23 protein-coding genes and 1 tRNA gene are annotated in these 20,797 nt (G+C 68.3%); 14 read left to right on the plus strand and 10 right to left on the minus strand.

Annotated elements, in window-relative coordinates; translation table 11 throughout:
* Positions 1 to 11: 11 nt before the first annotated feature.
* Positions 12 to 1,856: an FG-GAP-like repeat-containing protein gene (locus tag ACODSY_RS03735; protein ID WP_488950310.1), complete on the plus strand. Its 1,845-nt coding sequence runs from the start codon at positions 12 to 14 to the stop codon at positions 1,854 to 1,856.
* Here ACODSY_RS03735 and ACODSY_RS03740 read toward each other — a convergent pair.
* On the minus strand, positions 1,853 to 3,328 hold the full coding sequence (locus tag ACODSY_RS03740; protein ID WP_488950311.1) for an AMP-binding protein: 1,476 nt from the start codon (positions 3,326 to 3,328) through the stop codon (positions 1,853 to 1,855). The two genes, ACODSY_RS03735 and ACODSY_RS03740, sit on opposite strands and share 4 nt — an antisense overlap.
* Positions 3,329 to 3,507: 179 nt before the next feature.
* Here ACODSY_RS03740 and ACODSY_RS03745 point away from each other — a divergent pair, with 179 nt between their 5' ends.
* From ACODSY_RS03745 to ACODSY_RS03760, 4 genes are all read left to right on the plus strand, one after another.
* Positions 3,508 to 3,930 carry a PaaI family thioesterase gene (locus ACODSY_RS03745; RefSeq protein ID WP_488950312.1) on the plus strand — a complete coding sequence of 141 codons (423 nt, stop codon included), beginning with the start codon at positions 3,508 to 3,510 and terminating at the stop codon, positions 3,928 to 3,930.
* Positions 3,931 to 4,027: 97 nt separating this feature from the next.
* Positions 4,028 to 4,117 (plus strand) — tRNA-Ser (locus ACODSY_RS03750).
* A gap of 192 nt (positions 4,118 to 4,309) precedes the next feature.
* The gene (locus tag ACODSY_RS03755; RefSeq protein WP_488950313.1) at positions 4,310 to 4,858 is read left to right on the plus strand and encodes a PEPxxWA-CTERM sorting domain-containing protein; all 549 of its coding nucleotides are present in this window, start codon (positions 4,310 to 4,312) and stop codon (positions 4,856 to 4,858) included.
* Between the two features lie 46 nt (positions 4,859 to 4,904).
* Positions 4,905 to 5,609: a glutathione S-transferase N-terminal domain-containing protein gene (locus tag ACODSY_RS03760; protein ID WP_488950314.1), complete on the plus strand. Its 705-nt coding sequence runs from the start codon at positions 4,905 to 4,907 to the stop codon at positions 5,607 to 5,609.
* On the opposite strand, the gene ACODSY_RS03765 is transcribed toward ACODSY_RS03760, so the two are convergent.
* The 3 genes from ACODSY_RS03765 to ACODSY_RS03775 form a co-directional block, all read right to left on the minus strand.
* A complete protein-coding gene (locus tag ACODSY_RS03765) occupies positions 5,606 to 6,685 on the minus strand; it encodes a PepSY-associated TM helix domain-containing protein (RefSeq protein ID WP_488950315.1) in 1,080 nt (359 codons plus the stop codon). The two genes, ACODSY_RS03760 and ACODSY_RS03765, sit on opposite strands and share 4 nt — an antisense overlap.
* The gene (locus ACODSY_RS03770; protein WP_488950316.1) at positions 6,685 to 8,814 is read right to left on the minus strand and encodes a TonB-dependent receptor; all 2,130 of its coding nucleotides are present in this window, start codon (positions 8,812 to 8,814) and stop codon (positions 6,685 to 6,687) included. The genes ACODSY_RS03765 and ACODSY_RS03770 overlap by 1 nt, the downstream gene beginning before the upstream one ends.
* 63 nt (positions 8,815 to 8,877) lie before the next feature.
* Positions 8,878 to 10,074, minus strand: a complete 1,197-nt coding sequence (locus ACODSY_RS03775; RefSeq protein ID WP_488950317.1) for an MFS transporter — start codon at positions 10,072 to 10,074, stop codon at positions 8,878 to 8,880.
* Between the two features lie 117 nt (positions 10,075 to 10,191).
* Between ACODSY_RS03775 and ACODSY_RS03780 the strand changes: the two genes are divergently transcribed.
* On the plus strand, positions 10,192 to 10,485 hold the full coding sequence (locus tag ACODSY_RS03780; RefSeq protein ID WP_488950318.1) for a glycine zipper 2TM domain-containing protein: 294 nt from the start codon (positions 10,192 to 10,194) through the stop codon (positions 10,483 to 10,485).
* Positions 10,486 to 10,488: 3 nt separating this feature from the next.
* Here the strand turns inward: ACODSY_RS03780 and ACODSY_RS03785 are convergent, their stop codons facing one another.
* The 5 genes from ACODSY_RS03785 to ACODSY_RS03805 form a co-directional block, all read right to left on the minus strand.
* Positions 10,489 to 12,090, minus strand: coding sequence for a peptide ABC transporter substrate-binding protein (locus ACODSY_RS03785; protein WP_488950319.1), 1,602 nt, complete (start codon positions 12,088 to 12,090; stop codon positions 10,489 to 10,491).
* Between the two features lie 45 nt (positions 12,091 to 12,135).
* A complete protein-coding gene (locus tag ACODSY_RS03790) occupies positions 12,136 to 12,408 on the minus strand; it encodes an usg protein (RefSeq protein WP_488950320.1) in 273 nt (90 codons plus the stop codon).
* A gap of 137 nt (positions 12,409 to 12,545) precedes the next feature.
* Positions 12,546 to 13,115 (minus strand): NUDIX domain-containing protein, encoded by a 570-nt coding sequence (locus ACODSY_RS03795; RefSeq protein WP_488950321.1) that lies wholly within the window; start codon positions 13,113 to 13,115, stop codon positions 12,546 to 12,548.
* A 93-nt stretch (positions 13,116 to 13,208) separates the two neighbouring features.
* Positions 13,209 to 13,646: a Dps family protein gene (locus tag ACODSY_RS03800; protein ID WP_488950322.1), complete on the minus strand. Its 438-nt coding sequence runs from the start codon at positions 13,644 to 13,646 to the stop codon at positions 13,209 to 13,211.
* A gap of 23 nt (positions 13,647 to 13,669) precedes the next feature.
* On the minus strand, positions 13,670 to 13,879 hold the full coding sequence (locus tag ACODSY_RS03805) for a DUF2061 domain-containing protein (RefSeq protein WP_488950323.1): 210 nt from the start codon (positions 13,877 to 13,879) through the stop codon (positions 13,670 to 13,672).
* A 175-nt stretch (positions 13,880 to 14,054) separates the two neighbouring features.
* Here ACODSY_RS03805 and ACODSY_RS03810 point away from each other — a divergent pair, with 175 nt between their 5' ends.
* The 5 genes from ACODSY_RS03810 (at position 14,055) to ACODSY_RS03830 (ending at position 17,859) form a co-directional block, all read left to right on the plus strand.
* Positions 14,055 to 15,317 carry an LLM class flavin-dependent oxidoreductase gene (locus ACODSY_RS03810; protein WP_488950324.1) on the plus strand — a complete coding sequence of 421 codons (1,263 nt, stop codon included), beginning with the start codon at positions 14,055 to 14,057 and terminating at the stop codon, positions 15,315 to 15,317.
* A 14-nt stretch (positions 15,318 to 15,331) separates the two neighbouring features.
* The gene (locus ACODSY_RS03815; RefSeq protein ID WP_488950325.1) at positions 15,332 to 16,108 is read left to right on the plus strand and encodes an alpha/beta fold hydrolase; all 777 of its coding nucleotides are present in this window, start codon (positions 15,332 to 15,334) and stop codon (positions 16,106 to 16,108) included.
* Between the two features lie 80 nt (positions 16,109 to 16,188).
* Positions 16,189 to 16,770: a hypothetical protein gene (locus tag ACODSY_RS03820; RefSeq protein WP_488950326.1), complete on the plus strand. Its 582-nt coding sequence runs from the start codon at positions 16,189 to 16,191 to the stop codon at positions 16,768 to 16,770.
* An 89-nt stretch (positions 16,771 to 16,859) separates the two neighbouring features.
* Entirely contained in the window at positions 16,860 to 17,216 is a 357-nt protein-coding gene (locus ACODSY_RS03825) for a hypothetical protein (protein ID WP_488950327.1), read from the plus strand.
* Between the two features lie 79 nt (positions 17,217 to 17,295).
* Entirely contained in the window at positions 17,296 to 17,859 is a 564-nt protein-coding gene (locus ACODSY_RS03830; protein WP_488950328.1) for an alpha-ketoglutarate-dependent dioxygenase AlkB, read from the plus strand.
* Between the two features lie 12 nt (positions 17,860 to 17,871).
* On the opposite strand, the gene ACODSY_RS03835 is transcribed toward ACODSY_RS03830, so the two are convergent.
* Positions 17,872 to 18,063 carry a hypothetical protein gene (locus ACODSY_RS03835; RefSeq protein WP_488950329.1) on the minus strand — a complete coding sequence of 64 codons (192 nt, stop codon included), beginning with the start codon at positions 18,061 to 18,063 and terminating at the stop codon, positions 17,872 to 17,874.
* 171 nt (positions 18,064 to 18,234) lie between these two features.
* Between ACODSY_RS03835 and ACODSY_RS03840 the strand changes: the two genes are divergently transcribed.
* The 3 genes from ACODSY_RS03840 to ACODSY_RS03850 all read left to right on the plus strand — a co-directional run bounded on the left by ACODSY_RS03840 (position 18,235) and on the right by ACODSY_RS03850 (position 20,795).
* A complete protein-coding gene (locus tag ACODSY_RS03840; protein WP_293395839.1) occupies positions 18,235 to 18,651 on the plus strand; it encodes a rubrerythrin family protein in 417 nt (138 codons plus the stop codon).
* 186 nt (positions 18,652 to 18,837) lie between these two features.
* Positions 18,838 to 20,202 (plus strand): heterodisulfide reductase-related iron-sulfur binding cluster, encoded by a 1,365-nt coding sequence (locus ACODSY_RS03845; RefSeq protein WP_488950330.1) that lies wholly within the window; start codon positions 18,838 to 18,840, stop codon positions 20,200 to 20,202.
* A complete protein-coding gene (locus ACODSY_RS03850; RefSeq protein ID WP_488950331.1) occupies positions 20,202 to 20,795 on the plus strand; it encodes a DUF3501 family protein in 594 nt (197 codons plus the stop codon). Before ACODSY_RS03845 ends, ACODSY_RS03850 begins: the two co-directional genes overlap by 1 nt.
* Positions 20,796 to 20,797: the final 2 nt, after the last annotated feature.

The raw sequence follows: 20,797 nt of genomic DNA on the forward strand, positions 1-20,797 counted from the left end.
TGGGGACGGCGGTGCCGACGTACTTCAATTCTCAGACCTTCTCGGTCCCGCTGCGCGCTGGCTTCGAGACCGCCTTCGTCCACGAGGTGGGGGTCGGCGACTTCACGGGCGACGGAAAGCTGGACGTGGTCCTCAGCTACTTCCTCTTCCCGCTGGAGACACGTGGAACGCCGGTCCGGCTGCTCGCCGGGAATGGCTCGGGCTTCACGGATGTGACGGCCCAGGCGTTCGGTAGCGGCGCGCCGACGACCGTCCATGCCCGCGAGACCATCGTCGCCGATTTCAATCGCGACGGCCGCCTGGATGCATTCCTCGGTGACCACGGGTACGACGCCAACCCGTTCCCGGGCGCCCAGAACGGGCTGATCCTGTCCTCCGGGGCGAGCGGACTCACCAACGCCACCGGCCAGCTGCCGCAGCTCTCCGACTATACGCATTCGGCCGAGGCCGCCGACATCGACCGGGATGGTGACCTGGACATCTTCGTCGGCAACGGCGGTGGCGGCCAGGCGGTGACCACGCCCTATTTCCTGATCAACAACGGCGCGGGCGGCTTCACGCGCAGCGACACGGCGCTTCCGTCGGTCCTGACCACCGGGAACAAGCCCAACCACTGGAGCGAGGCCTTCCTCGACGCGGACGGCGACGGCGACAAGGACCTGTTCCTGGGCTCCAGCCTCAACAGTCCGGCCCAGCTGCTTCTGAACAACGGCCAGGGCGCTTTCACCCTTTCAGCGACCGCCATGCCGGCCGGAGCCGGCAACGCCGATGCGGTCGACATCCAGGCGCTGGACGTCAACGGCGATGGGCGGCCCGACCTGGTGCTGAGCTATTCGGTCTTCGGCTCGGGCGACCCTACGCGCCAGATCCAGCTGTTGGTCAACAACGGCCAGGGCGGCTTCACCGACGAGACGGCCAGCCGCTTGCCGGCGTCCATCCAGGGCGGCGCCTGGAGCCGGCGGGTCCATCTGACGGACGTCAACGGCGACGGGCTTACCGACCTCGTGCTCTCGAACGGCTCGTCGACACCGTTCTATCTGGCGGACGGTCTCGGCAACTTCGTGCAGCTCCCGAACGTGCTGCCCGGCAACGGCTTCGACCAGATCACGCCCGGCGACTTCAACGGCGACGGGCGGGTGGACTTCATCGCCTGGCGGGGCCTGTTCGATGGCTCTGAGCAGATGCGCATCGATCTCGCCGTCGACGCGGGGACGAACCAGATCGGGACCGCGGCGACCGAAGGCCTGCTGGGCGACGCCGACAACGACACCATCGCGGGCGCGGCCGGCGACGACGTGATCTTCGGCGGCGCGGGCACGAACTATCTGCGCGGTGACGAGGGGAACGACCGGATCGTCGGCGGAACCGGCTTCGACGACATCAACGGCAACATGGGCAATGACACCTGCGTCTCCGGCGGCGGCGACGACTGGGTGGTCGGCGGCAAGGACAACGACAGCCTGGTGGGTTCGGCCGGCCAGAACCTCGTCTACGGCAACATCGGCGCCGACACCTGCGAGGGCGGCGACGGGAACGACATCGTGCGCGGCGGTCAGGACGACGACGTGATCTTCGGCGGCGCCGGGGACGACTACGTCTCGGGCGACAAGGGCGACGACACGGTCACGGGCGGGCTGGGCGCCGACAGCTTCCATACCTTCGGCGACGCCGGGATCGATCGGGTGCTGGACTTCAGCCTCGCCCAGGGAGATCGGGTGCAGCTCGATCCAGGCACGCAGTACACGGTCGCCCAGTCGGGCGCCGACACGGTCATCAGCATGACCGGCGGCGGCCAGATGATCCTGGTCGGCGTGCAGATGAGCACGCTCACGGCCGGCTGGATCTTCGGGGCCTAGGCCGGCTGCTTCGCGGCGGCGATGCGGGCGTCGCGGAGGGCGGTGCGACGCACCTTCCCGGCGTCGTCGCGCACGGGCTCATCGACGAACTCGTAGCTGCGCGGCTGCTTGTAGGTGACCAGCCGGTCCTTCACGTGCGTTCCGAGCTCGTCGGCCGAGACGTCGCCCTTGGCGTTGACGATCGCGTGGATCCGGGCGCCCAGGTCGTCGTCGGGCAGGCCGATGACCGCGCAGGATTCCACGGCCGGATGCTCCTGCAGCGCGGCTTCGATCTCGGCGGGATAGACGTTGGAACCGCCCACCAGGATCATGTCGGTGCGCCGGTCGGCGAGGTAGAGGTAGCCCTCCTCGTCGAACCGTCCGAGGTCGCCGAGGCTTTCCCAGCCGCCGGGCAGCGTCTTGGGCGTGGCGCCGACATACCTGTAGGTCTCGGGCGCGCCGGGTGGGCGACGCATGTAGATCTCGCCCACCTCGCCGGGCGGCAATTCGGCCCCGTCCTCGCCGAACACCTTCATCTCGCCGATCGACACCTGGCCCACCGAGCCGCGATGCGTCAGCCATTCGCTCCCGGTGATGATGGTGACGGCCTGCGCTTCCGTTCCCGCATACAGCTCCATCACCTCCCCAGGCGCGATCCAATGGATGAAGGCCTCCTTCAGCCAGTCCGGACAGGGCGCGGCCATGTGCCAGAGCGTCTCCACGCTGGAGAGGTCGTAGCGGTTCTTCACCTCGCCCGGCAGGTGCCAGATGCGGTTCATCATCGTGGGCACCAGATAGACCCATGTCGCCTTGCGCGCCTGGATCTCCGCCAGCGTCTGCTCCGGCTCGAAACGCGACATGAGCACCACATGGGCGCCCAGGGCGGTCGCGGACATCATCATGCCGAAGGGCGCGTTGTGATACAGCGGCGCCGGGATCAGCAGGGTGTCCACCGGGCGGATGCGGAAGCCGCCCACCTCGGGCGTCTCCTTCGGCGTCACGCCGGGCTGCCCCGCCAGGATCAGCTTCGGCCGGCCGGTCGAGCCGCCGCTGGTCGGCGCCTTGGAGATCGGCGGGATCGCGTCGGGCAGCTCGCTCTCGTCGTCCGAGAGCGCCGCGAGATCCTCCACGGTCACAACCGGGCGGTCGATCTGGTGCTCGAAGGTGGCGATCACCAGGGGCGCGTCGGCCAGCTCGACGATGGCCTGCAGCTCGGCCTTGGGCAGGCGGAAGGAGATCGGCTGCGGCGTCGCCCCCAGTTTCCAGATGGCGTGCGCCGCCACCACGAAGCCCACGCTGTTCTGCAGGCCCAGGGTGACCAGGTCGCCCTGCTTCACCCCCTTGGCCGCAAGCCCGCGCGCCACCCGGTTCGAGCGCCGGTGTAGCTCCGCATAGGTGAGGGTCTCGCCCGCGCAGCTGACCGCCGGCTGGCCGCCCTTCAGCGCGGCGTTCTGCGCCAGCTTGGCCCCGAAGGAGATCATCTCGTCGGTCATGGCGTGCTCCCGGCCCCTCTATCCTTGGGTGTCTCGCCCCGGATGCATCGCCCGCGAGCCTTGTGGCGCAACTTTCGCGGCTCGCGCCACGGCAGGCAAGCGGGGTCGGTTCACTCTCCGCACTTGGCTGTCGCGACGTCAGCACCCCACCTGACGCCTGACCTTGAGAGGAGATCACCATGTTGGAAGGCAATCAGGCCGCCGCCTTCGCCGAGCGCCAGAAGGGCACCCTGCCCGGCGAATTGGGCATCGAATGGGATGAAGTCGCCAATGGCCGCGCGCGCGGTCGCTTCACCGTGGCCCGCAAGCACATGGCGCCCAACGGCTTCATGCACGCCGCCTCGGTGGTGGCCCTGGTCGACAGCGCGTGCGGCTACGCCTGCGTCGCCTCCCTGCCGGAAGGGGCCAGCGGCTTCACGACCATCGAGATCAAGACGAACTACCTGGGCACCGCAAAGGAGGGCGAAGAGGTCGCCTGCGAGGCCCGCCTGGTCCACGGCGGCCGCATGACCCAGGTCTGGGACGCGGAGGCGGTCAACGCGACGACAGGCAAGACCATAGCGGTGTTTCGCTGCACGCAGATGGTGCTCTGGCCGCGCTGAGATCGCGTCGTCAGATCGCAGTTGCGTGACACCGGCGAGATGAGTAGAACGCGCGCTCGCTCAGCGGGCCCTCTTCGGGGCGGCCCGCGCCGGCTCTGGAGAGGTGGCAGAGTGGTTGAATGTACCGCACTCGAAATGCGGCGTACGTGAAAGCGTATCGTGGGTTCGAATCCCACCCTCTCCGCCACCCTTCGACCCGAAGGGGATTTCTGAAAATCGCGCGCCGGGCGAACGGCTGGGATCGGTCTCAACCCTGAGGCCCCCTTCGCGCGCTATCGTCTCCGAACTTCGCGCAACGGACTCCTGAGCGTCACCCGACTGTCGCCTCGCGCCCCTACCGCTGGCTGCGAGTGCTTGAGACAGTCAGGAGATTTTCAGCATGCGCGCGCTTCTCATCGGCCTCGCGGCCTCGCTCGCCACGGTGGCCTCGGCCGACGCGGCGACCTATTTCGGCAACCGCACCGTCGGGACCGCCACCGTCGACTTCACGATCGTCACCGACGACACGCTGGGCGCGCTGACGGGCGACAACATCCTCGACTGGTCCATGCGGATCGCGAACAACGGCGAGACCGCGGAGTTCGGCGCCGCCGACGACGGCGCCAAGCTGTCCATCGTGGGCTCGGCCTTCAAGGCGGCCGCCAGCGGCCTCTACTTCGACTTCGGCGCCGCGGGTACGAACTACGCCGCCTTCGTCAGCGCCTTCCGCCAGAGCTACTGCGTCCAGACGACGGCCTGCTGGGACTTCGGCGGACCGAAGGAGACGGCGGCGGCCGGCGCCTTCGCGACGAACTCGCAGGTCGTCCCGCGCAGCGGCCTCACTCAGATCGCCAACGTGCCTGAGCCCTCGGCGTGGGCGCTGATGCTGTTGGGCTTCGGCGGCGCGGGCGCCGCCCTGCGTTCGCGCCGCCGGTGTCTGGCGGCCTAAGCCACGACTTCCCATCTGGGGGGCTCCCTACAGCGGAGCCTCCTGGATGACCGACCTGTCGACCTTCCCGATCACCCGGCGCTGGCCGGCGCAGTATCCCGACCGCCTGCAGCTCTATTCGCTGCCGACGCCCAACGGGGTGAAGGTGTCGATCATGCTGGAGGAGATCGAGCTGGCCTACGAGCCGCACTTGGTCGACTTCGGCAAGGACGACCAGAAGACGCCGGAGTTCCTCTCGCTGAACCCCAACGGCAAGATCCCGGCCATCCTGGATCCCGACGGGCCTGGCGGAAAGCCGCTGGCGCTGTTCGAGTCCGGCGCCATCCTGCAGTACCTCGCCGAGAAGACTGGCAAGCTGCTCTCCGCCGACCCGGCGACCCGCTACGAGACGCTGGAGTGGGTGCACTGGCAGATCGGCGGCGTGGGCCCGATGTTCGGCCAACTCGGCTTCTTCAACAAGTTCGCGGGCCGCGAGTACGAGGACAAGCGGCCCCTCCAGCGCTACGTCGCCGAGAGCCGGCGGTTGCTGGCGGTGCTGGACACGCGCCTTGCCGGCCGCACCTGGATCATGGGCGACGACTACACCATCGCCGACGTCGCCCTGCTGGGCTGGGTGCGCAACCTGATCGGGTTCTACGAGGCGCGGGACCTCGTGCAGTTCGATACCCTGCGGAACGTCCCCGCGTGGCTCGACCGGGGGCTGGCCCGCCCGGCCGTGCAGCGCGGCCTGACGATCCCGGCGCGAGGCTAGGTCGCCGGGAGCGGGTCGCGCCGGCGTCGCTTCGGCCTCCGGCGGAACCAGAAGGTCCAGACGGTCAGGCTGCCGAGCAGGGTCAGCGTCAAGCCCGATAACGTCATCACCAGCCGGTAGGGCAGGCCGCCCACCTTGCCGGCGTGCAGCGGGTAAAGGGCGTTATAGGCCTGGACCTGATCGGGCAGCTTCAGGGCGTCCCTGGCCTCGACCAGTGCGCCCGTGTCGGCGGCGAAGTAGAGGGTCGTGCGGCCGTTCGGCAGCCATTCCTCAGGCTGGCGCAGGCGCAGGCTGACCAGCCCGTTCCCGCCGCGCGGCAGCGACAGGATCCGCACCTCGGCGGTCGGATAGAGCCGCCGCGCGGTCTCGATCATCGCGCCGAAGTCGAGGTCGTCGGCCAGCTTCGCCTTTCGCGGCGGCGGCGGCTTCAGCGCGTCGGTGACCGCGGCCGACGCGCCCGGACCCAGCACAACATCGGCCACCGGCCGGAACACCATGATCGCCCCGGTGATCATTGACAGGAGCAGCAGGGGCGCCATGACGATCCCAAGGTCGCGGTGGTGGCGCAGGATCTGGAAGCGCTCGAACTTGCGCGGCCACAGCCGGAATTCGTAGGCGCGCCGCATCCGCCACCACAGGATCGCGCCGGTGATCACGAAGCCCACGCCGATCAGGCCGGCGACGCCCGCGACGGTGTCGCCCGTCTCGCCGCTGAACAGGTGGTGGTGCAGGTCGAACAGCCAGATCTCAGGCCGCTCCCACTTGCTGGTCCACTTGGTCACCAGCTCGCCGGCCTGGCTCGTGTAGGCGCCGGTCCCGGCCTGGGAATAGCTGAGCTGGTTCAGCCCGAAGTCGTTGGTCGCGAACACGATGCTGCGCGGCCGGTCCGGCTGCGCCATGATCTTCTCGGCCGTCGCGACCAGCGTCGCGGTGCTCTGGACCTGGACGTCGTGCGCGTGGGGCAGCATCACCCAGGCGCCCTTGTGCAGCAGAATGGCGCCGCTCAGCCCCAACACCGCCAGCAGGAGACCGATCAGGCCTCCCAGCCAGCGATGCAGAAGGTCGATGAGCTGCATCAGAAGCGGTAGTCCCAGCCGAGCGTGAAAGTGCGGCCGCGGCCCGAGAAGAACCTGGCGTTATTCGTCGGCTGCTGCGTGTCGGTGTTGTAGTCGATGTAATACTCGTCCAGCAGGTTCTGCACCGAGAGCGACACCGCGCCGAGCTGGCCGAAGTCGTACCGCGCCGAGCCGTCGACCAGGGTGTAGCCCTCGAAGCTGTTGCGTGGGTCGGCGCCGTCGAAGCTGCGCGACAGGTACTTGCCCAGCTGCAGCCGCGTGGACCACGGGCCGCGGTTGAAGTTCACCGCCGCGACGATCCGGTCGGGTGAGATGTTGGCGCCGTCCAGGTCGATGTCGACGCGGCCGTCGTTGTTCGAGTCCGCGCGGCCCTTCAGGTCGGCGTAGCCCGCCTGGAAGGTCAGGCCGTCGACGGGCGTACGGATCGTGGCGTTCAGCTCCAGGCCTTCGATCTCGACCCGCTGGCGCTGCACCTCGAACACCGTACCCACCAGGACCAGGAGCTGGCCCTTGGTGCTGGTCGACCAGAAGTAGGTGGCGCTGGCGTCGAACCAGCCGCGCTTCAGCTCCAGGCCGACTTCGCGGTTGTTGGAGACGATCGGGCTGATGTCGAGATAGTCGTCGAGGTCGACACCGTTGACGTTGATTGCCCGCGTGATCCGGCCCACGTCGGGCACGGTGTATCCCTGGGCGTAGCTGACATAGCCCCTTATCCCGGGGATCGGCTCGAAGATGACGCCGCCGTTGAACAGGGTGTCGTGGAACTCGGGTGAGCCGCCGGCCACCGCCCGCGAGCCATAGAAGGCCAGGGTGGTGAAGTCGTCGACCTTGATCTGGACGTTCTCGTTCCGCAGGCCGCCGGCGATGCGCAGCTTCTTGTCGAACAGGGCCAGGTTGGCCTGCACGAAGGGCGCGATCGAGCGATATTCGGTCGGCGGCACCCAGACGCGGTTCGTACGCACCAGCGCCTGCTCGGTGCGGTCCTGCAGAAGGTCGAGGCCGACGGTGGCGGTCAGGTTGTCGAGGTTCGGGACGGCCCGCTCGTAGCTGAACTTGGCGCCCAGCTTCTTCGAGCGGTTCTCCGACTGGTCCAGCAGCGTGCCCAGCGGCGCGATGCGGACGTCCTGGAAGGTGGCCGAGCTGTCGCCGCCGAACAGGTCCCTGGTGCGGTTCCAGAACGCCTGGGTCACCAGGTTGCCGCCCCACAGCGAGGTGTCGGTATAGGAGATCGAGGCGCTCTCGGTGCGGCCCCGCGCCGGCGTGCCCGGCTGGACGCCGCGGATCGCGGTGGACGGGACGCCCGTGGTGCGGTTGCCGGCCAGGTTGACGTAGTCGCCGTCGCCTTCGAGCTGGAAGCGACTGAGGATCACGTCCACCCGCGCCGTTTCGCTGACCGCGTAGCCGAAGCGCCCGAAGAGAGACCAGCTCTGGCTGTCCTGGGTCTCGCCCTGGGCGGCGTCGAAGCCAACGCGCTTGCCGTGGCCGTCGTAGTAGGCGCCGCGGGTCTCGTAGGCGGCGCCCAGGGTGGCGTCGAAGGCGCCGGTCTTCCAGCTGCCCAGGCCGGCGGCCTTGTAGCCCGCGCCGTCGCCGTGGAAGCCGTCGTCGGCCAGGGTCTGAAGCAGCGTGCGGCCGCTGAAGCCGTCGGTCTTCGGCGCGCCGACGGTCACCTGGTTCACGATGCCGCCCGTGCCCCCGATGCCCTGCAGCGCGTTCGAGCCGAAGATCACCTCGACGCGGTCGATGAAGAACGGGTCGATCGTGAAGCCGTCGCGCGAGCCGTCGCGCAGCGGCGTCGATTGCGGGATGCCGTTGATCGCATAGAGCGGCGAGCGGCCGCGCAGGGTCTCGCCGGCGCCCGACAGCTTCTGCCGCGTAGGCGAGAACGACGGCGTCAGCGCCGCCACGGCGTCGACGACCGAGCCCGAGATCGAGACCTGCTGGTCCAAGGCGCTGCGGCCGATGACGTCGACGGTGAGCGGCAGGGCATTGGCCGGCAGGATGGTCCGCGCGGCGGTGACCACGACTTCCCCGACCTCCCGACCGCCGGCGTCCCCGTCGTCCGCGGCCGCCGGCGACGCCACAAGCGCCGCGCCAAGGATCAAGGCGATGGTGGAAGTCGCAGTACGCATAGGCCCCCTCAGGTGTCGAGGGACGCCCTATAGATCAGCAGATCATGCGAGTCATTCGCATTCTCACGCTTGCCGCGGTTTCGCCACCCGGCCCAGCGCTACCAGGATGACCGCCGCGGCAAGTGCGACCGGAGCCATGGAGAGGAACACCTCGCCCGGGGTGGCGCCCGCATTGCGCAGTTCTCCACCGATCAGGGGCCCGGCGATCGAGCCTAGCCGCCCCACGGCGATCGCCGCTCCGGCCCCTGCGGCGCGCAGATGCGCGGGATAGAGCATCGGAGCGACGGCATAGAGCGAGAACTGGGCGCCCATGACGAGGAACCCCGCCGCGCCCGACAGGGCCAGGATGGCCAGCGGCGCGTCCGCGGCCGCCAGCCCCGCCATGGCGCCGGCCAGGGCCAGGTAGGCGATCGCCAGCGACCATCGCCACCCTGTCCGATCCGCGACCGCACCCACCAGGATCGAACCCGCCGCGCCGGCCACGTTGAACACCATGGCGGCCATGAATCCCTCGGATGGCGGGTGGCCCTTGTCGACCACCAGCGTCGGCAGCCAGTTAAGGCCGAGGTACAGCACCACCAGGGTCATCATGAAGGCCGCCCAGATCAGCACCGTCGCCGGCGCCCGCTTCTCGGCGAACAGGCCGCGGGCGAGGTTGCGGTCGGCGGCGGGGTCATGCGCCGGCTTGGTCTCGGGCAGCAGCAGGAAGATGAGCGGCAGCAGCACCAGGGGAACGATCCCGCCAGCCACGAAGATTGTCCGCCACTCCAGCGCGTCGCCCGCCAGCCGCGCGATCAGCGCCGAGGTGGCCCCGCCGACGGGCATGCCGCAGAACATGGCCGAGACCGTCGCCGCCCGCCGCTCGGGCTTGCTGATCTCCACGGCCACCGCGATCAGGTTGGGCATGGCGCCGCCGAAGCCGAGGCCGGTCGCCAGCCGAGCCCACAGCAGGGCGTCGTAGGTATGGGCCGTGGCGGTCACGAGCGAGAAGACCCCGAATGCCGCCACCGAGCCCAGCAGCACGGGCTTGCGTCCATAGCGGTCGGCCAGCCAGCCGCCGGCGAAAGCGCCGATGACCAGGCCGATCATCGCCGCGCTGCCGGCCCAGCCCTGCTGCGCGGGGTTCAGGCCCAGTTCGGGGATCATCCGCGGCGCGGCCACGCCGAAAGCCTGGATGTCGTAGCCTTCCACGGCCGCGATCAGGAAACAGATGAACACCACGAGGCCCGCACCGGCCCCTCCGAGCGACTTCCCCTGCAACGCGACCCCCTCGAATCCGCCCGACGGCGGGCAACATGCCACACGGCCGCCGGAAACCTAGCGCTGCCTTGGGGTGTTTAGGGGACCGCGTGTCGAACCCTCGAAAGGATAAAAGCCATGCGCAATCGGCTGATCGCCGCGATCGTGTTCGCCACTGCGGGGACCGCCCTGGTCACCGTGCCCACGGCCGCCGAGGCCAAGCGGGTGCTGGTCTGCAAGAGCGTGAAGAAGAAGGCCAACAAGGGCACGGTCATCGGCGCCGTCTCGGGCGGCGTGCTGGGTAATGTGGTCGCGGGCAGCGGCAACAAGACCGAGGGCACCCTGATCGGCGCGGGCGTGGGCGCAGTGGCCGGTCACCAGATCGCCAAGAGCAACGCGAAGAAGAAGCGTTGCCACTACGAGTACCGGTAACGGTCAGCGCCGCAGGCACATCCACCGCGCCCGATGGAAATTCGGCGCGGTGGGCGCCCAGCCCGTGACCCGCGGGCTCACCAGGTTGCGGTTCACCACGAAGAAGATCGGAGCGACCGCCTCGTCGTCTAGGATCAGCTTCTCGGCCCGCGCGAGCACCGCCGCGCGCTTGGCCGCGTCCGGTTCCAGGTCGGCCTGGGCGAGCAGCGCGTCGTAGGCGGGATTCTTGTAATCGCCGTAGTTCTGCGCGCCCGTGTCCGACTTGAAGAGGCCAAGGAAGGACACCGGGTCGTTGAAGTCGCCGAACCAACTCATGTTGCCGATCTCGAACGTCCGGTTTCGGTAGGCCGCGAAGGCGACGCCGGTCTCGTTCTGCTCGATCTTCACCTCGACGCCGATGGACCGCCAGTCGGCCTGCACCGCCTCCATCAGCAGCAGGGTGTCGGTGTTGTTGGGCGTGGTGATGGTCACCTTCAGCGGCCGCTTCGCGGTGTAGCCCGCTTCGGCCAGCAGCCGCTTCGCCTCGACCTGGCGGGCGGCGAACGGCATCGCCGCCCAACTCAGCGTTGGCCCGTTCTTGACGTAGTTCGCGGTGATGGCGGGCACGAAGGCGTAGGCCGGCTGCTGGCCAGCCCGCAGCAGCTTGCGGGTGATGAAGTCACGGTCGATGGTCATCGACAGCGCCCGGCGCACCCGGATGTCGCGGAACGCCGGGACGCCGGCGTTGAACGACATGTAGGCCGTCGCCAGCGACACGTCGGTGCGCGCCACGCCGGGCATCGTCTTCTGCAACCGCTCGTAGCGGTTCGATTGGAAGCGGGTGTTGAGGTCCAGCTCACCGCGCGCCACCCGCCGTTCGGCGCTGACCACGTCGGGCGTCGGATAGTAGTTCACCCGATCCAGGCAGACGTTCTTCGCATCCCAGAAGTAGGGGTTCTTCACCGCGGTGATCCGGTCGCCGAGGCGCCAGGACACCAGCTTGAACGGCCCGTTGGAGACATAGCGCCCCGGCTGGACCCAGCCCTCCCCGTACCGCTGCACCACATGTTTGGGCACGGGGAAGAACGACTGGTGCTTGAGCAGTTCCGGCAGGTAGGGCGCCGGGTGTTCCAGGGTGATCTCCAGGGTCCTTGGATCGATCGCGCGAACGCCCAGGCTGTCGAGCGGCGCCTTGCCTTCATTGACCGCCTGGCCGCCCTTGAGGACGTAGAGCAGGTAGCCGTAGATCGACGCCGTCTTCGGATCCAGCGCGCGGCGCAAGCCGTAGGCGAAGTCCTCGGCGGTCACCGGGACGCCGTCCGACCATTTCGCGTCGCGCAGGTGGAAGGTCCAGACCAGGCCGTCCGGGGTCACCTCCCAGTGGGTGGCTCCGCCGGGGATCGGCTTGGCGTCGATATCCTCGGTGGTCAATCCCATCATCAGGTCGCCGATGATGGAGGCCTCGTCGACGAGGTTGGCCTTCGCAGGATCCAGCGTCTGCGGCTCTGAATTGTTGCCGTACTCCAGGCAGACCTGCCCGGTAGGACAGGCGGCGCGCTGCGGGGCGTTGCTGCAGCCCGCGGCGGCGAGCGCGGCGACGAATAAGGCGGCGAGGAGCTTGAGCACCTCGCCATCAGTCCACGCGGATTCGCCGGCTGTCGAGGGGCGCGGCTAGTTCAGCCTGAACTCGGCCCCGATCGCCTTCAGCTCGGCCGACTTGATCAGCTTGCGGTGTCCCACGGTGACCTTGAACAGCGGCCCGTCGAGCGTCCGCGTCCAGAAGTCTAGGAACTTCCGCAGCGTCGGAAACTCGGGGAAGATATCGTAGTCCTGCCACACGTAGCTCTGCAGCAGGGCGGGATGGTCCGGCATCCGGTAGAGGATCTCGGCCGTGGTCAGGCTGTAGCCTTCCATCTGCTTGCGGAACTCGGGAGACGCTTTCATCGGCAACCTCGCGACCTGAAGACCGCGCCGCCGGCGACGTCCGGCCGCGCTTGATGACAGGAAGGCTGATTCTGTGTGAAAGTTCTATGAATACAAATGTTTAGCACTCAGCACCTGCGGGTGCTGCTACCGCTCCGTCATGCGAAGAGATCGGGCCGCCGGACCTTCAGCGCCAGGATCAGCGCCAGGGACTTCAGATCCTCGATGCGGCGCTGTTCGACCCAGGTCCACAGCAGCGCCAGCGGGACCTCCTCCACGCTGACATACTCGTGCTCGCCGGCCGCCCCGCCGCCCGCGCCCTTACGGTCGGCCGCCGAATAGGCCGCCAGGAACAGGTCCACCCGCTCGCTGGAGACGCCGGGGCACGAAAACGGCGAGCCGACGGCCTCGAGGCGATGCAGGGTCACCCCGCACTCCTCCAGCGCCTCGCGGATCGCGGTCTCCTCCGGATCCTCGTCCTCGACCATGCCCGCCGGCGCCTCCAGCAACTCGGGCGGCCCGCCGGCCCAGATCACCGGCGCGCGGGGCAGGTTGATCAAGAGCGCGGTCTTCCGCTCCGGATCGTAAGGCAGGACGCAGGCGGCGCGGCCATGGTGTTCGATCTCGCGCCCGAAGGCCTCGCCATCGGGGGCGGAAAACGTCGCCCGCAAGAGCGTCACGTAGCCCTGGTAGACGGTTTCGACCTTGCGCAGCTCAACCGCCGCCATTTCGCCATCCCCTAGGCGTCCCTCCGTAGCGGAGGAAGCTTGGCCATGCACGACAACAGTCGGCGCGTCGAGCCGGAAGGCGACTCTGCGGACCTAGCCGATCGACACGCGCAGCATCCAGGCGTGTTTCTCGTGGGCTTCGACGCGGGCGTCGATGAGCGAGGCGGTGACGTCGTCGGCGCCTTCGCGGGCGGCCTTGGCGGTCTCCACCAGGGTGGCGTGATCGGCGACCAGCTCCTTCAGCATTTCGTCGGCGGTCTTCTTCGGGTCGCCGTCCTTGACGTGCGAAAGGTCGGCGAAGGCGCCGTAGCCCTGCGGGGCATACTCGCCCAGGGCGCGGATGCGCTCGGCGATCAGGTCGATGGAGGCCCACATCTCGGTGTACTGGGTCATGAACAGCGCGTGCAGCGAGCCGAAGTTCGGGCCGCGGACGTTCCAGTGATAACCGTGGGTCTTCAGGTAGACCGCGTAGGTGTCGGCCAGCAGCTTTGAGAGCCCGGCGGCGACCTTCTTCTGCGACTTGTCGGCCATGGTCTTGTCCCCTTTCGGATCGGTCAGTGTTGATGGGCGTGGAGGCGAACCGGAACGGGTTCACGCCCCGCCCAGGCGCGCTCGTGCAGCGCGAAGGCGATGGTCTGGAAGATGGGCTCGATGAGCCCCACCGCCAGCGCCGCGCGCCAGTTCTGTGTCAGGGCGTAGGCCACGGCGATGGCGACGGTCATGTGAACCAGCGACCAGCTGAATGTCTTGGCGGCGAGGCGCATCGGCGCACTCCTTCTTGCGAACGGTTCTCAACATAGTCTATTCCAATCGAAAATCAATCATCCAATGGAAATCTCTAATGACACGTTCGTATAGCCGGCCTCGCTTGGCGCCCGGCCCAGATGGGTTATCGTCGTTCACAGACCCTCCGTCAGAGAGGGCCGGGAGGAAGCGACGATGAAGTTCACCTGGTTCAACCTGATGCCATGGCCGTATCTCCCGGACGATTTCCGGGAGACGAACCGCTCGGTCTGGGTCGACATCGACCAGCGCCTGTTCGACCCGGCGAAGAGCCACGAGGTCTACAACACCTACATGGACCTGCTGGAGTACGCGGGCACGCTGGGCTTCGACGGCATCGGCGTGAACGAGCACCACCAGAATGGCTACGGCATCATGCCCAGCCCCAACATCATCGCCGCGGGCCTGGCGCGCCGCACGACCGACCCGGCCATCGTGGTGCTGGGCAACTCCATCGCCCTCTACAACCCGCCGGTCCGCGTGGCCGAGGAGTTCGCGATGCTGGACTGCATTTCGGGCGGACGGCTGGTGGCGGGCTTCCCGGTCGGCACGTCGATGGACACCAACTACTGCTACGGGCAGATCCCCAGCCTGACGCGGGAAAAGTACCAGGAGGCCCACGACCTGATCATCAAGGCGTGGACCGAGCGCGACCCGTTCGCCTTCAACGGGCGCTACAACAAGCTGCGCCACGTCAACATCTGGCCGCGGCCGATCCAGCAGCCGCGCCCGCCGATCCACATTCCCGGCGGCGGCTCGGTCGAGACCTACGACTTCTGCATCGACAACACCTACAGCTACTCCTACCTCAGCTTCAGCGGCTACATCCGGGCTCAGGCGCTGATGAATGGCTACTGGAAGCGGGTGGAGGAACGCGGCGCGCCTGACAAGAGCCCCTACCGGGCCGGCTTCGCCCAGACGATCTGCGTGGCCGAGACCGACGAGGAGGCCGAGCGGCTCTACAGCGAGCACGTCAGCTATTTCTACAACCGCTGCCTCCACGTCTATCCGGGCTTCGCCGATGCGCCGGGCTACCGGACCATCAAGACCATCCAGTCGGGCGCGCTCTCGCAATACGCCCCGCCCACCGGCGGCTATTCGACCCTGACCTGGAAAGAGCTGACCGAGCAGGGCCACGTGATCGCGGGCTCGCCCGAGACGGTGCGCCAGCGGATGGAGGAGATGATCAAGGGCCTCCATGTCGGCAACATCTTCTGCCTGATGCACGTGGGGAACATGCCGGCGGACAAGTGCATGTACTCGACCAAGCTGTTCGCCGAGAAGGTGATGCCCAAGCTGCGCAACATCTTCCCCGACTACGCCGATGACGACCGCTTCTGGTGCAAACCGCTGGCGAAGCGGGTGACGGCCGGCTCGCTGCCCGCGGCCCCCGCCCGCGCGCCGATCCCGGCCGAGTGAGGGGAGCTCGGCGCATGGAACTCCAGACCGTCCAGACCCACCACGTCCCCGTCCGCTACCTGACCGGCGGCTCGGGGCCGGCCCTAGTCTTCCTGCACGGCGCCGGCGGCGTGACCGCGGACGATCCGCTGCTGGCGGAGCTGGCGAAGACCCACACCGTCTACGCCCCGCTCGTGCCCGGTTACGGCGACAGCGAGGAGGCGCCCGAGATCCGCGACATGCTGGATTTCACGCTCCACAGCTGGGACGTGGTCGCCGCCCTGGGCCTGAGGGATCCGATCCTGGTCGGACACTCCATGGGCGGCATGATCGCGGCGGAGATGGCGGCGACGGCGCCCAACGACGTCTCGCGCCTGGCGCTGATCGCCCCCGCCGGCCTGTGGGACGACGACCACCCGATCCCGGATCTGTTCGCGACGCTGCCCTTCGAGATGCCCGAGCTGCTGTTCCACGACGCCGAGGCTGGGGCGGCCATGCTCACGGCCGGCCGCGACGTGACCGATCCGGGCTTCCTGCAGACCTATCTGGTCACCAACGCCCGCCAGCTCGGCATGGCCGGTCGCATCCTCTTCCCGATCCCCGAACGCGGGCTGCGCCAGCGGCTCTATCGCATCACGGCGAAGACCATCCTGATCTGGGGCGACAGCGACCGCCTGATCCCGCCCGTCTACGCGCACGCGTTCAAGAAGGGGATCGCGGGCGCCGAACTGGTCTCGATCCCCGAGGCCGGCCACATGATCACCCTGGAGAAGCCGGGCTTGGTCGCCCAGGCCGTGAGCAGGCTGGGCTAGAACCAAATCCGGCGAACGGAGTTTCGCCTCCCCATCGGGGGACCAACCGAGCGAACCATCCGCTCGAGGAGTCCGAGACGATGAGGAAGACAACTCTACTACTTGCCGCCGCCGCTGCTGCGACCACGCTGGGCGCGGGCACGGCTTCCGCCCAGGTCTGGATGCCGATGATCGAGCGCCAGGCCGCCTTGAACGACCGCCTGGACGCCGGTCTCGCCACCGGCGAGATCAACCCGTCCGAGGCGGCGCTGATGCGCGCCGACATGCGCGCGCTGGTCTCGCTGGAGGCCCGCTACCGCTATGGCGGCCTGAGCGCCCGTGAGCGCCTGGATCTCGACAGGCGCTTCACGCTCGTGGACGACCAGTTGCGGCTCGCCGCCCGGACCGGCGCGACCGACAGCTACGTCGCCATGGAAGACCGCAAGCTCGACCTCGATGCGCGCATCGACCAGGGCGTGCGGAGCGGCCAACTGACCAGCGCCGAGGCCGACGCCCTGCGAGACCAGTTCAACGACATCGCCCGCGTCGAGGCCAACTATCGCGTCGACGGCCTCTCGGCCGAGGAGCGGGCGGACCTCAACCGCCGCTTCGAGGAGCTGAGCGCGGACATCCGCGTGGCCCGCACCGACCGCGACCGCGTCTACGGGTGGAACCGTTACTGAACGGCCACACCCGTTGAACCAATCGGGCGGCCCGTCGTTTTCACCGCCCATGACGAGGGACAACACCCCCACGTTCTGAGGAGAGAACCATGAAGACCCTGATCGTTACCCTGGCCGCCGCCACTGCCCTGACCGCCGGCGCAGCCGCCGCGCAGCCCGGCTACGGCCGTGACCACTGGACGTCGATCAACCAACGCCAGGTCATGCTCGAGCGTCGCATCGAGCGCGGCGTGGAACGCGGCGACCTGACCCGCCGGGAGGCCTATCACGCGCGGGCGAAGTTTAACGACATCGCCCGCCTCGAGGTCCGCTATCGCCGGGGCGGCCTGTCGCAGTGGGAACGCGCCGACCTCGACCGTCGCTTCGACGCCCTCGCCGCGCAGATCCGTTGGGACCGCCGCGATGGCGACCGCCGCTACGGCTACAACGACTATCCGCGCTATTAACCGCGGATAACGGACGCGAATGAGCGGCGGCGGGGAGGGCGACCTTCCCGCCGCCCTTGTTTACAGCTTAGCCCAACCCATGACCCCGCAACTGTTCGACCTTCCGCTAGGACCTGAAGGCTTCGCCTATCGCGAAAACCTGGTGACCCCGCGGGAGGAACGAGCCCTTCTGGAAACCCTTGAGGCGCTGCCCTTCGAGCCTTTCCAATTCCAAGGGTTCGAGGGGCGGCGACGCGTGGTCTCGTATGGCCTACGCTACGACTTCAACGGTGGCGGGTTGACGCCGGCCGAACCGATTCCCGACTGGCTGCTCCCGATGCGCGAACGCGCCGCGGGGTTCGCCGGCGTGCCGCCGGACGCCCTCGTCCAGGTGCTGCTCAATGAATATCGCGAAGGCGCCCCCATCGGCTGGCATCGCGATCGGCCGGTGTTCGACAAGGTGGTCGGGGTTTCGTTGAAGTCGCCGACCATCCTGCGCTTCCGTCGCCGTGACGGCGCACGCTGGCAGCGCAGCGCTGTCGTGCTGGCGCCGCGGTCGGTCTATGTACTCGACGGTCCCGCCCGCCGCGAGTGGGAGCACAGCATCCCGGAAGCCAAGGACCACCGCTTTTCGGTGACCTTCCGCAGCCTCCGGGACGTGTGAGCGAGAGGTTCGTTAGCGGGTCTTGCCTTCGCCGGTCTCGCGCCGCGCGCGTTCCAGCTCCCCGCCTTCCGGTCCGTCGAGTGCTTGCTCGGCCTCTCGCGCCTTCTTCTCCACGTCGCCCTTGGCGACGAACGCGCGCTCGTCCTCGTCGAACTTTCGCGCGGCGTCGTAGTTGCCTTCGCCCTGAATCTTGTTGTCGGCCATGACGGTCTCCTTTGCCTCCAGCCACAACCGTCGGGGCGCGGTGAAGCTCCATAGAGCCGGTCGATCCTACGCATAGAGGATATCATGTTGATCGATGGGGACGGGGGTCCATAGTCCCCTGCGCATGGCGGTAGAGCCGGGGGGTTCGCCGCCGTCCCTAGGGAGATCAACATGTCGCTTGCGAGCAGCAAGACTATCGAAAACCTCAAGGCCGCGTTCGCCGGCGAAAGCCAGGCGAACCGCCGCTATCTCTACTTCGCGCAGAAGGCCGACGTGGAGGGCTACAACGATGTGGCCGCGGTGTTCCGCTCGACGGCGGAAGGCGAGACGGGCCACGCCCACGGCCACCTCGAGTTCATGGAATCGGTCGGCGACCCCGCCACCGGCCTGCCCATCGGCGGCACGTCCGACAATCTCAAGGCCGCCATCGCCGGCGAAACGCACGAGTACACCGACATGTACCCGGGCATGGCGCGCACCGCGCGCGAGGAAGGCTACGACGAGATCGCCGACTGGTTCGAGACGCTGGCCAAGGCCGAGAAGTCGCACGCCGGCCGCTTCCAGCGCGCCCTCGACACGCTCGACTAGTCGCACGGTTTGCGATGCGGTCCCTTCTCCTCACCCATCGGGGGAGGGGGACCGCGGAACGCGGTGGAAGGGGGGAACGCCTCATCCGCAGCGGCCCCAGCAAGCCCCCTCCACCATGCTGCGCATGGTCCCCCTCCCCCTATGGGTGAGGAGGGGCGTGGGCCGGCAAGATCCAGCGACTTGTCCATGAGCGAAGACACAAAAGGTCCGCCGCGCGAGGGTAGCCTCGACGCGCCCTTCCGCCGTCCGATCCTGTGGCAGGACGAGGACTATTACGACCTGGCCAAGGTCGAGGCCGAGCTGCAGCGGCAGTTCGACGTCTGTCACACGTGCCGCCGCTGCTTCAACCTGTGCGATAGCTTCCCGCGCATGTTCGACGCCATCGACGAAGGCCCGACCGGCGAGATCGACGGCATCGGTCCGAAGGAGCACGCCCACATCGCCGAGGCCTGCACCCTCTGCGACATGTGCTTCCTGACCAAGTGCCCCTACGTCCCGCCGCATCCGTTCGACATCGACATACCGCACCTGATCCTGCGCTATCGGGCCGCCAAGCGGCGCGCGGGCGAGAAGGAGTGGATCCGCGAGCAGCTGGGCGAGACCGATCGCAACGGCAAGCTGGCCAAGCCGGTCGCCGGCCTTGCCAACTGGGCCACCGCGCGGGCCAACACGCCGCTCCGCAAGCTGTTGGACGCTGTCGCGCAGATCGACGCCGAGGCCGAGCTTCCGAAATACCATTCGAAAACGGCGACCGATCTCCTGAAGGACCCGCTGGCGCCCAACCCACAGGGCCCGGCCTTCGGCCGAAAGGTCGCGCTCTATGCGACCTGCTTCGTGGACTACAACAAGCCCGACACCGCTGTCGCCGCCGCCAAGGTGCTGGCGCTGCAGGGTGTCGAGGTGAAGCTGGTCTATCCGGAATGCTGTGGCATGCCCCAGCTCGAGGCCGGCGACGTGAAGGACGTGGCCGGGCGCGCCCGCCGCACCGCCGCCGCCTTCGCTCCCTACATTGAGCAGGGCTATGACGTGGTGGCGCTCGCCGCCTCTTGCGGCCTGATGATGAAGTTCGAGTGGCCGCTCATGCTGCCCGAGGACGCCGCCATCGGCCGGCTGTCGGCGGCGACCAAGGACGTGGCGCAGTACATCGTCGAGCTCTCCAAGACGGTCGGCCTCGTCCCCGGCCTGCAGCCCATCGAAGGCGGCGTCACGTTCCATCACGCGTGCCATGCCCGAGCCCAGAACATGGGCGCCAAGTCCATGGAGATGCTGAAGCTGATCCCTGAGACCAAGGTCGACCTGGTCGAGCGCTGCTCGGGCCACGGCGGCACGTTCGGGGTGATGAAGGCGACCCGACCGGCCGCGCTCAAGGTCGGTCGGCCCGCCGCCCGCCAGGTGATGACCAAGGCCAACGAGACCCTCTGCTCGGATTGTCCGCTGGCCTGCAAGCACCTGGCCCAGATCATCGGCGACGACACGGCCGAGAGCGCCCCGCCCCGCCCGGCGGAAGCGCATCCGATCGAAGTCTTCGCCCGCGCCTACGGAGTGCTGTGATGCCGCTCGCCGAACGCCGGATCGACCCTTCCGACCTGCTGCCGGACGCCGAGTTCGCCAAGGTCCGCAGGCAGCGGCGGCAGGAACTCCTGCCCCTCAAGCGCCTGCGCCGCATCGAGCTCGGCCCCTACTGCACCTTCTACTTCGAGAGCTACGACACCATGCTCTTCCAGGTGCAGGAGATGCTGCTGATCGAGAAGGGCGGCGCCGACCAGATCCCCGACGAGCTCGCCGCCTACAACCCGCTGATCCCGAACGGGTCGGAACTGGTCGCGACGGTGATGTTCGAGATCGACGACCCGGTCCGGCGCGAGGCCGTGCTGGCGCGGCTGGGCGGGGTCGAGGACTGCTTCTTCCTGGCCGTGGGCGGCGAACGCGTCGTGGCCGTGGCCGAAGGCGACGTGGAGCGCACCCGCGAGGACGGCAAGACCTCGTCGGTCCACTTCCTCCGCTTTCCGCTGAAGCCGGAGCACATCGCCGTGTTCCGCACCCCCGGCGTCGAGATCGCCATCGGCTGCAGCCACGACCGCTACAGCCACCAGGCCGGCCTCTCCCCCGCCACCCGCGCGGAACTCGCGAAGGACTTCGCCTAGCC

Source organism: Phenylobacterium sp. FG114, assembly GCF_057809855.1.

What these genes read in the sequence shown, in the direction of transcription:
- ACODSY_RS03740 (WP_488950311.1), bottom strand. Translation starts at nt 3,328, where the DNA reads ATGACCGACGAGATGATCTCCTTCGGGGCCAAGCTGGCGCAGAACGCC.
- ACODSY_RS03745 (WP_488950312.1), top strand. Translation starts at nt 3,508, where the DNA reads ATGTTGGAAGGCAATCAGGCCGCCGCCTTCGCCGAGCGCCAGAAGGGC.
- ACODSY_RS03755 (WP_488950313.1), top strand. Translation starts at nt 4,310, where the DNA reads ATGCGCGCGCTTCTCATCGGCCTCGCGGCCTCGCTCGCCACGGTGGCC.
- ACODSY_RS03760 (WP_488950314.1), top strand. Translation starts at nt 4,905, where the DNA reads ATGACCGACCTGTCGACCTTCCCGATCACCCGGCGCTGGCCGGCGCAG.
- ACODSY_RS03765 (WP_488950315.1), bottom strand. Translation starts at nt 6,685, where the DNA reads ATGCAGCTCATCGACCTTCTGCATCGCTGGCTGGGAGGCCTGATCGGT.
- ACODSY_RS03770 (WP_488950316.1), bottom strand. Translation starts at nt 8,814, where the DNA reads ATGCGTACTGCGACTTCCACCATCGCCTTGATCCTTGGCGCGGCGCTT.
- ACODSY_RS03780 (WP_488950318.1), top strand. Translation starts at nt 10,192, where the DNA reads ATGCGCAATCGGCTGATCGCCGCGATCGTGTTCGCCACTGCGGGGACC.
- ACODSY_RS03790 (WP_488950320.1), bottom strand. Translation starts at nt 12,408, where the DNA reads ATGAAAGCGTCTCCCGAGTTCCGCAAGCAGATGGAAGGCTACAGCCTG.
- ACODSY_RS03795 (WP_488950321.1), bottom strand. Translation starts at nt 13,115, where the DNA reads ATGGCGGCGGTTGAGCTGCGCAAGGTCGAAACCGTCTACCAGGGCTAC.
- ACODSY_RS03800 (WP_488950322.1), bottom strand. Translation starts at nt 13,646, where the DNA reads ATGGCCGACAAGTCGCAGAAGAAGGTCGCCGCCGGGCTCTCAAAGCTG.
- ACODSY_RS03805 (WP_488950323.1), bottom strand. Translation starts at nt 13,879, where the DNA reads ATGCGCCTCGCCGCCAAGACATTCAGCTGGTCGCTGGTTCACATGACC.
- ACODSY_RS03810 (WP_488950324.1), top strand. Translation starts at nt 14,055, where the DNA reads ATGAAGTTCACCTGGTTCAACCTGATGCCATGGCCGTATCTCCCGGAC.
- ACODSY_RS03815 (WP_488950325.1), top strand. Translation starts at nt 15,332, where the DNA reads ATGGAACTCCAGACCGTCCAGACCCACCACGTCCCCGTCCGCTACCTG.
- ACODSY_RS03820 (WP_488950326.1), top strand. Translation starts at nt 16,189, where the DNA reads ATGAGGAAGACAACTCTACTACTTGCCGCCGCCGCTGCTGCGACCACG.
- ACODSY_RS03825 (WP_488950327.1), top strand. Translation starts at nt 16,860, where the DNA reads ATGAAGACCCTGATCGTTACCCTGGCCGCCGCCACTGCCCTGACCGCC.
- ACODSY_RS03830 (WP_488950328.1), top strand. Translation starts at nt 17,296, where the DNA reads ATGACCCCGCAACTGTTCGACCTTCCGCTAGGACCTGAAGGCTTCGCC.
- ACODSY_RS03835 (WP_488950329.1), bottom strand. Translation starts at nt 18,063, where the DNA reads ATGGCCGACAACAAGATTCAGGGCGAAGGCAACTACGACGCCGCGCGA.
- ACODSY_RS03840 (WP_293395839.1), top strand. Translation starts at nt 18,235, where the DNA reads ATGTCGCTTGCGAGCAGCAAGACTATCGAAAACCTCAAGGCCGCGTTC.
- ACODSY_RS03845 (WP_488950330.1), top strand. Translation starts at nt 18,838, where the DNA reads ATGAGCGAAGACACAAAAGGTCCGCCGCGCGAGGGTAGCCTCGACGCG.
- ACODSY_RS03850 (WP_488950331.1), top strand. Translation starts at nt 20,202, where the DNA reads ATGCCGCTCGCCGAACGCCGGATCGACCCTTCCGACCTGCTGCCGGAC.